7 protein-coding genes are annotated in these 7093 nt (G+C 66.9%); 6 read left to right on the plus strand and 1 reads right to left on the minus strand.

Features of this window, described 5'->3' with window-relative positions; genetic code table 11:
* The 6 genes from cysC to Q0R23_RS12925 form a co-directional block, all read left to right on the plus strand.
* The coding region (cysC, locus tag Q0R23_RS12900) for an adenylyl-sulfate kinase (RefSeq protein WP_293913625.1) at nt 1-476 on the plus strand (476 nt) is incomplete at its 5' end.
* Nucleotides 473-1186, plus strand: a complete 714-nt coding sequence (locus Q0R23_RS12905; protein ID WP_293913626.1) for a phosphoadenylyl-sulfate reductase — start codon at nt 473-475, stop codon at nt 1184-1186. The genes cysC and Q0R23_RS12905, both read left to right, overlap by 4 nt.
* A 146-nt stretch (nt 1187-1332) precedes the next feature.
* On the plus strand, nt 1333-2517 hold the full coding sequence (sat, locus tag Q0R23_RS12910) for a sulfate adenylyltransferase (RefSeq protein WP_293913628.1): 1185 nt from the start codon (nt 1333-1335) through the stop codon (nt 2515-2517).
* 285 nt (nt 2518-2802) lie between these two features.
* Nucleotides 2803-3825 carry an ABC transporter substrate-binding protein gene (locus Q0R23_RS12915; RefSeq protein ID WP_293913629.1) on the plus strand — a complete coding sequence of 341 codons (1023 nt, stop codon included), beginning with the start codon at nt 2803-2805 and terminating at the stop codon, nt 3823-3825.
* The gene (locus Q0R23_RS12920; protein WP_293913631.1) at nt 3822-4637 is read left to right on the plus strand and encodes an ABC transporter permease; all 816 of its coding nucleotides are present in this window, start codon (nt 3822-3824) and stop codon (nt 4635-4637) included. Before Q0R23_RS12915 ends, Q0R23_RS12920 begins: the two co-directional genes overlap by 4 nt.
* Nucleotides 4634-5530: an ABC transporter ATP-binding protein gene (locus Q0R23_RS12925; protein WP_366520434.1), complete on the plus strand. Its 897-nt coding sequence runs from the start codon at nt 4634-4636 to the stop codon at nt 5528-5530. Before Q0R23_RS12920 ends, Q0R23_RS12925 begins: the two co-directional genes overlap by 4 nt.
* Before the next feature lie 58 nt (nt 5531-5588).
* Here Q0R23_RS12925 and Q0R23_RS12930 read toward each other — a convergent pair whose 3' ends face one another.
* On the minus strand, nt 5589-6899 hold the full coding sequence (locus Q0R23_RS12930; RefSeq protein WP_293913633.1) for an MFS transporter: 1311 nt from the start codon (nt 6897-6899) through the stop codon (nt 5589-5591).
* Between the last annotated feature and the right edge of the window lie 194 nt (nt 6900-7093).

Raw genomic sequence — 7093 nt, forward strand, 5'->3', positions numbered from 1 at the left:
CGCTCGCCAGCGCGCTGTATCAGGAATTGCTGGAAGCGGGTATCAAAACCGAACTGCTCGACGGGGACGCCGTGCGCGAGAACCTGAGCAAAGGTCTGGGCTTTTCGCGCGAGGACCGCGACATGAACGTGCGCCGCATCGCTTACGTCGCCGGACTGCTGGCGCGGCACGGCGTCACGGTGCTGGTCAGCGCCATCAGCCCCTACGAGAGCACCCGCCGCGAGGTGCTGGCTGGCCTGCCGAACGCCTCGGAGATCTTCGTGGACGCGCCGCTCTCGACCGTCACCGAGCGCGACGTGAAGGGGTTGTACCTGAGGGCCACCCGTGGCGAGATCAAGCACTTTACCGGCGTCTCCGACCCCTACGAGGCGCCGACCCGACCGGCCCTGCACCTGCGCACCGACCAGCTCAGCGTGGCCGAGTGCCTCTCTCGGTTGCGCCCGCTGGCCGGGCTGCGCCAGGAAGTCGGCGTATGACCGCCCTGGAAAATCGCCCGGTGAGCACCGTGAATACCTACTCCGTCCCCGAATTCACGCCCGACACCGACCCGCTGGAGGTCATCCGCTGGGCCTTGCAGGCGCACCCGGACCTGACGATGCCCAGTGCATTTAACCTGAACGGCGTGGTGCTGCTCGATCTGGCGGCGAGGGCGGGCTACAGCGGCGAGGTCGTGTTCGTGGACACCGGCTACCACTTCCCCGAAACGCTGGCGACCCGTGACCGTCTGGCTGACCGTTACCCGGAGATGCGCTTCGTGACGCTGAACAGTGGCGCGGCGCCCGACGACGGCCAGACGCTCAGCGACCTCTACGCCTCGGACCCGGACGCCTGCTGCGCTGTCCGGAAAGTCGAGCCGCTGGGGCGGTATTTGCGCGAAGTGGCGCCGTCGGCCCTGCTGAACGCCCGCAGCCGCGACCAGGCCAGCACCCGCGCCGAGATTCCCTTTACCGAAGAGGGCGCCCGGCGCAAGATCAACCCGCTGGCGTTTTGGACCCGCGAGATGCTCGAAGCCTACGCCGCCGAGCACGACCTGCCGGTCAATCCGCTCTACGCCGACGGTTTCCTGAGCGTGGGCTGCTGGCCCTGCACCCGCGCCGTGCGCCCCGGCGAGGACGCCCGCGCCGGACGCTGGGCGGGCCAGGGCAAAACCGAATGCGGTCTGTGGGCCGGTGAGGGCAAGCTGTGAGGCGCGTCCCGAACCGCTGTTGTCGACCTCGCCAGTTTCCACATCCTGACTCTTTTCTGCATACCGACTCGTCTCTACATCCTGAGTAGTTGACCAGAATTATCCACTAAACTGTCCAGATCATTCCCACCCCCGGAGACGCCCCCATGACGCTGAGCACCTTCACCCCCAACCTGATCGCGGGCACCCACCTTCCCACACCGCTCGGCGGCACGCTGGTCAACCGCCTTCTGCGGCCCGGCGAGGACTTCGAGCTGCCTGAATTCATAGATCTGCCGCGCCTGGAACTGGATGGCCGCGCCTTCGCCGATCTGGAGATGATCGCCAGCGGCGCCTACTCCCCGCTGAGCGGCTTCATGGGCGAGGCCGACTACCTCTCGGTCATCGAGCACATGCGCCTCGCCAACGGCACGCCCTGGAGTGTGCCGATCACGCTGCCGGTGGTCCGCGAGGACGCCCGGCAGTATCAGGGCCGCGTCCTATTGACCCACGCCGGGCTGCCGGTGGGCACGCTGGAAGTCAGTGAGCAGTACGAGGCCCGCAAGAGTTTCGAAGCCCATGAGGTTTACCGCACCGAGGACCCGCAGCATCCTGGGGTGGCGGCGCTGCTGGCCGTAGGCGACGTCTATCTGGCCGGTGAAGTCAGCTTATTTGAGGTGCCGCGTGGACTGTTTCCGGCCCAGCACCGCACGCCCGCCGAGGTCCGCGAGGTGATCGAGGCGCGCGGCTGGCGCAGCACGGTGGCTTTCCAGACGCGCAACCCGATTCACCGCGCCCACGAATACCTCCAGAAAGTGGCGCTGGAACTCGTGGACGGACTGCTGCTGCACCCACTGGTCGGCACCACCAAGAATGATGACGTGCCCGCCGATGTCCGCATGAAGGCGTATGACGTGCTGCTGGCCAACTATTACCCGCCGGAGCGCACGCTGCTGAGCGTCTATCCCGCCGCCATGCGCTACGCCGGGCCGCGTGAGGCGGTCCTGCACGCGCTGTCGCGGCGCAACTACGGCGCCACCCATTTCATCGTGGGGCGCGACCACGCCGGGGTCGGCAGCTACTACGGCACCTACGACGCCCAGGAAATCTTCGACGCGTACACGCCCGAAGAACTGGGTATCCAGATTCTCAAATTCGAGCACACCTTCTACTGCAAGAGCTGCTCGCAACTGGTCAGCTCGCGCACCTGCCCGCACGACGCCTCGCACCACCTGGTCCTGAGCGGCACCAAGGTCCGCGAGAAACTGCGTGCCGGGGAGCATCTACCCGCCGAGTTCAGCCGCCCCGAAGTCGCCGAGGTGCTGCGCGGCGCCTACCAGCAGGCCGACTGAAGCTTCAGCACTGAACTGAACCGGGTGTAGATGGGGACGGATGTGCCGGGCGTCAAGGTGGCGCTCCACATCACCGCGCCCAGCACCAGCTCAGGCGTTCAGGACATGAGGAGCATACCCCCGCCGTGCCCGTCGCCTTCCATCAAATTCACACCACGTCCGGCCCGACTTCGGGTCTGCTAGAGAAACCGCTTCCAGTCCTGATTGGTACGATTCTGATCTTAGTCTGATCAATGGAGCGGCCCAGTTCGATCAACCCCACACTACGTTCATCGGAGGGTCTACATGACGCGACTTACCAACAGGGCACCGGCCATACGGCTCCTGACCATGCTGGCCCCGACCCTGCTGGCATCAGGCGCCCTCACCGCCCTCAGTTCCGTATCCGCACAGGGCGCGACCAGCGTTCGTATCGGCTTCTTTCCCAATTTAACCCACGCTCCGGCGCTCATCGCTGTCGAGAAGGGCTATTACACGGCCCAGATCAAGGGGGTGAAAGTCGAGACCAAGGACTTCGTGTCGGGCACCACGCTCAGTGAGGCGTTCGCGGCAGGCGCCATCGACATCGGGCTGATCGGGCCGGGACCAGCCATCAACGCGGCGGCCAAGGGCATGCCGATCCAGATCATCGCCGGGGCCTCCGAGGCCGGCGCGGTGGTCATCGCCCGCAAAGGCGTGAGCATCGCGACTTACAAAGACCTGGCTGGCAAAAAAGTCGGCGTGCCCAGCCTGGGCAACACCCAGGACATTAGTTTGCGGGCCATTCTCAGCGCCAGCGGGCTCAAATCGCAGGCCGACGGCGGCACCGTGACCATCAGCCCGGTGGCGCCCGCCGACGTGGCCGCCGCCTTCCTGAGCAAGCAGCTCGACGCCGTGATCGTGCCCGAACCCTGGGGCGCCATCCTCGAAGCCCAGGGCAACAAGGTCGTGGGCGACGAGAAGACCGTCTGGCGCGGCGGCAAATACCCGTCAGCGGTGGTGATCGTGAACACCAAGTTCGCGCAGGCCAACCCGGAGATCGTCAAGGGCTTTCTCAGGGCGCACCTTCAGGCCATCAACCTGATCAGCAAGTCGCCGCTCGCCGCGCAGACCTCCATCAGTAGCGAGCTGTACAAACTGACCAACCAGAAAGTCGATCCCCGCGTGCTGCAACTGGCCCTCAAGCGCACCCGCATCACGTCCAGCGTGGACCCGGAGGCCATGAAGGAGTACGGCGCCCTGAGCGTGGCGGCGGGCTATACCCGCGAGCTGCCCGATTTCACTACCTTGATCGACCTGAGCGTCATTAAGGGTTTGGGCGGTAAATGACCACCGCGACCAGCCTGACGCCGCGCCGCACCTGGAGCCGGACTTTGCTGTGGCAATTTCTCGGCCTGCTGCTGATCGTGGGCGTCTGGTGGCTGGTCACCGACGGGCTCAAGATCTGGCCCAAGTACGTCTTCCCCGGCCCCAAAGCGGTCTGGACCGAGTTCTCGTATGGCCTGTGGGGCAGCGGACCCCAGGACGGTAAGCTGCTGAGTTCGGTGGGCAATTCGCTGCGGCGCGTCGCCCTGGGTTACCTCTTCGGCGTCGGGATCGGCGGCCTGGTGGGGCTATTCATGTCGCTGTGGCGGCCTCTGCGCGATACGGTAGGGTCCTACCTTCAGGGCCTTCAGAGCGTACCCAGCATCGCCTTCGTGCCGTTCGCCATCCTGTTTCTGGGTCTGAACGAAAAGGCCGTGATGTTCGTGGTGGTTCTGGAAGCCTTCATTCCGGTGGCGCTGGCGGTGTCGGGCGCGGTGCTCAACGTACCGCCCGCCTGGCGCACGGCGGGCCGGACCCTGGGGGCCAGCAACGCCGCGCTGGTGATGCGGGTGCTGCTGCCTGCCGCGCTGCCGAACATCGTCACCGGCCTGCGAACCGCCTGGAGTTTCGCCTGGCGAGCCCTGATCGGGGCCGAGCTGCTGACCTCCAATCCCGGTCTGGGGCGGCTGCTGGAAGTCGGGCGCAATACCTCGAACGTGGCGCTGGTGATCGCCACCATCATCATCGTGGGTGTGGTCGGCGGCCTGTTCGACCTGATCATTCGCGCCTGGGAAGGCCACATTCGCCGTGACTACGGCCTGGAGGTCGCCGCATGACCGCTCAACCCAAACGCTATTTCGATCTCGCCACCGCCGATCCGCCCACTCGCCCGCCGCAAGGTAAACTGGGCCTCGTGACCGCCGACCCGCTCGAAGAGGCCACCTCCCCCGATTACTCGAACTATGGGGAATCTAGCCACGAGCCGGGACATCCTCACACAGCGCCGCGTGGCGCGACCCTGGAACTCTCCGGTGTGGCGTACCACTACAGCGGCCACTCCGCCGGGCGAGGGCTGGGCAGCAAAATGGCCGCCGGACTGGGGCCGCTCGACCTGAAGGTCAAAGCGGGCGAATTTCTGACGGTGGTGGGGCCGAGCGGCAGCGGCAAAAGTACCCTGCTGGGCGTGCTGGCAGGCTTTCTGAGGCCGCAATCGGGCGAGGTGCGCCTGGCAGGGCACCCCATCAAGGGTCCGCACCCGGCGCTGACGCTGGTGCAGCAGGAACACGCCCTGTTTCCCTGGCTGACGGTGGCCGGGAACGTCGCCTTCGGGCTGAGGTCGCAGCGCTTGCCCCGTGCGGCGCGGGACCGGCGCGTGGCCGAGGCACTGGCGCAGGTGGGCCTGAGCGACTACGGAGAGAGGCGCGTGCATGAGCTGTCGGGTGGGCAGCGCCAGCGCATCTCGCTGGCCCGCGCCCTGGCGACACGTCCAGGGCTGCTGCTGCTCGACGAGCCGTTCTCGGCCCTGGACGCCCGCACCCGCGCCGAGATCAGCGACGAACTGCTGGGCATCTGGAAGTCGCAGCAGGTCACGGTGGTGTTCGTGACCCACAACTTACAAGAAGCCCTCAGCCTGGGCGTGCGCGTGGTCGCCCTGCGAGGCGGTGAGGTCGTGCTCGACGCGCCGACGCAGGGGCTACGGGTGGAGAAGCTGAGGGGCGTGCTGGACTGAGCGCGAATGGACCCGCAATAGATAAGGCAACCGGAAATAAAGGCCCCTGGACGACGGTTCAGGGCTTTTGTACGGTAGCTGACTGCTCCGCCTGAACCTCTGTTCTATCCAGTTTCTTGAACAGCCCGACACTCAGCAGCAACACGCCCGCCGTGACCGTCCAGGCCACGCGAACCGAGGTCTGTTCGGCCAGCACGCCCAGCCCCAGGTTGCCGAGCGTCACGCCGATAAAAAAGGCCACCGACAGCACCGAAAGCATCAGTGAGCGGCGCTCTGAAGGGATGCGCTCGTTGTACAGGGCCGTCAGCGACGACATGGGCACGGTACGCACGAGGTAGAGGAGCCACAGCAGCCCCGCCGCCGCCCACACCGACCCGGACCAGGCCAGCAGCAACAGCGCGAGGGCCTGTGCGCCCTGGCTCAGCCGCCCCAGCCAGTCGAGGCGGCCCCCCAGCCCGGCCAGAGTGCGGGCGGCCACGAGATTGCCCACCATTCCAGCCAGAAAGCACCCGCCGAGGACACCGCCGAACACCAGGGTGTTCGTTCGCCCCAGGCCGAGCTGGTCGGCGAAAAACGGCTGCCAGAAGGTCTGGCAGGCCGCCACGACCACGCCGCCCAGCGCTTCGAGGAGCAGCAGGCGCGGCAGCAGCGAATCACGGCGAACCGAATGGGCCGCTTCCTTCAGCGCGGTGGGTAAGCTGGACAGACCCGCTCGCAGCGCGGGCACCACGTTGGTTTGGGGGTGGTCGGTTTGGGGGTGGGCGGTTTGAGGGCGCTCCGGGTCGTGGATTCGGGTCCAGATCAGCGCCAGCGTGAGCAGATTGACCAGGAGCGAGGCCGCGATCACCACGCTCATCGGGTCGCCGCCAAGCTTCAGGCCGCGCCACAGCACCGGCAGGGCCGCTCCGGCCAGCGGGCCGAGGCCCAGCGCCAGCAATTCGGTGGTATTCAGGCGGGCCAGGCGCGGCTGCAAGTCGGCGTCCGGGGCCAGGGCGCGTACCCGGTCCACGAACCAGGCGTCCAGCGCCCCCGAACTGAGGGCACGGGCCAAACCGCCGAGGACCGCGTAAAGCACAAAGCCCGGCAGTGAGGCCGAGACGAGCAGCGCCCCGGTGCTGAGCGCCAGGAGCGCCGCGCCGCCCAGGGCCGCCCGTTTGCGCCCGGCCCGGTCGGCCAGGTTGCCGGTGGGCAGCTCGAACAGGGCGGCGGTGGCGCTTTGCACGGCGCCGTACAGCCCGATTTCCGCCAGACTGAGGCCCCGCGCCTGGGCATACAGCACCATCACCGCGCCGGGCAGGATCACGCCGAACCAGTGGCAAAAGACCACCGCGCTGTACGCCCGCTCCAGCCGAGTCAGCGAGAAAGACACGTCGTCACGCACCACCAGAACCTAAGCACTAGGCTACCGGAGATGACAGAGCCAGATTCCGGTAGCTCGCCCGCTCCGGCCCAGACCGTGACCGATCCGCGCCTGGCCGCGCTCCTGATCGACCCCGCAGCCCGAAGATTCTACGAGCCGTTTCTGGGCCGGAGCCTGAGCGTAAAGGCGGCGGCCCTTGAAGT

This window comes from Deinococcus sp. (genome assembly GCF_025362455.1).
In the GTDB taxonomy this organism is placed as follows: Bacteria; Deinococcota; Deinococci; order Deinococcales; family Deinococcaceae; genus Deinococcus.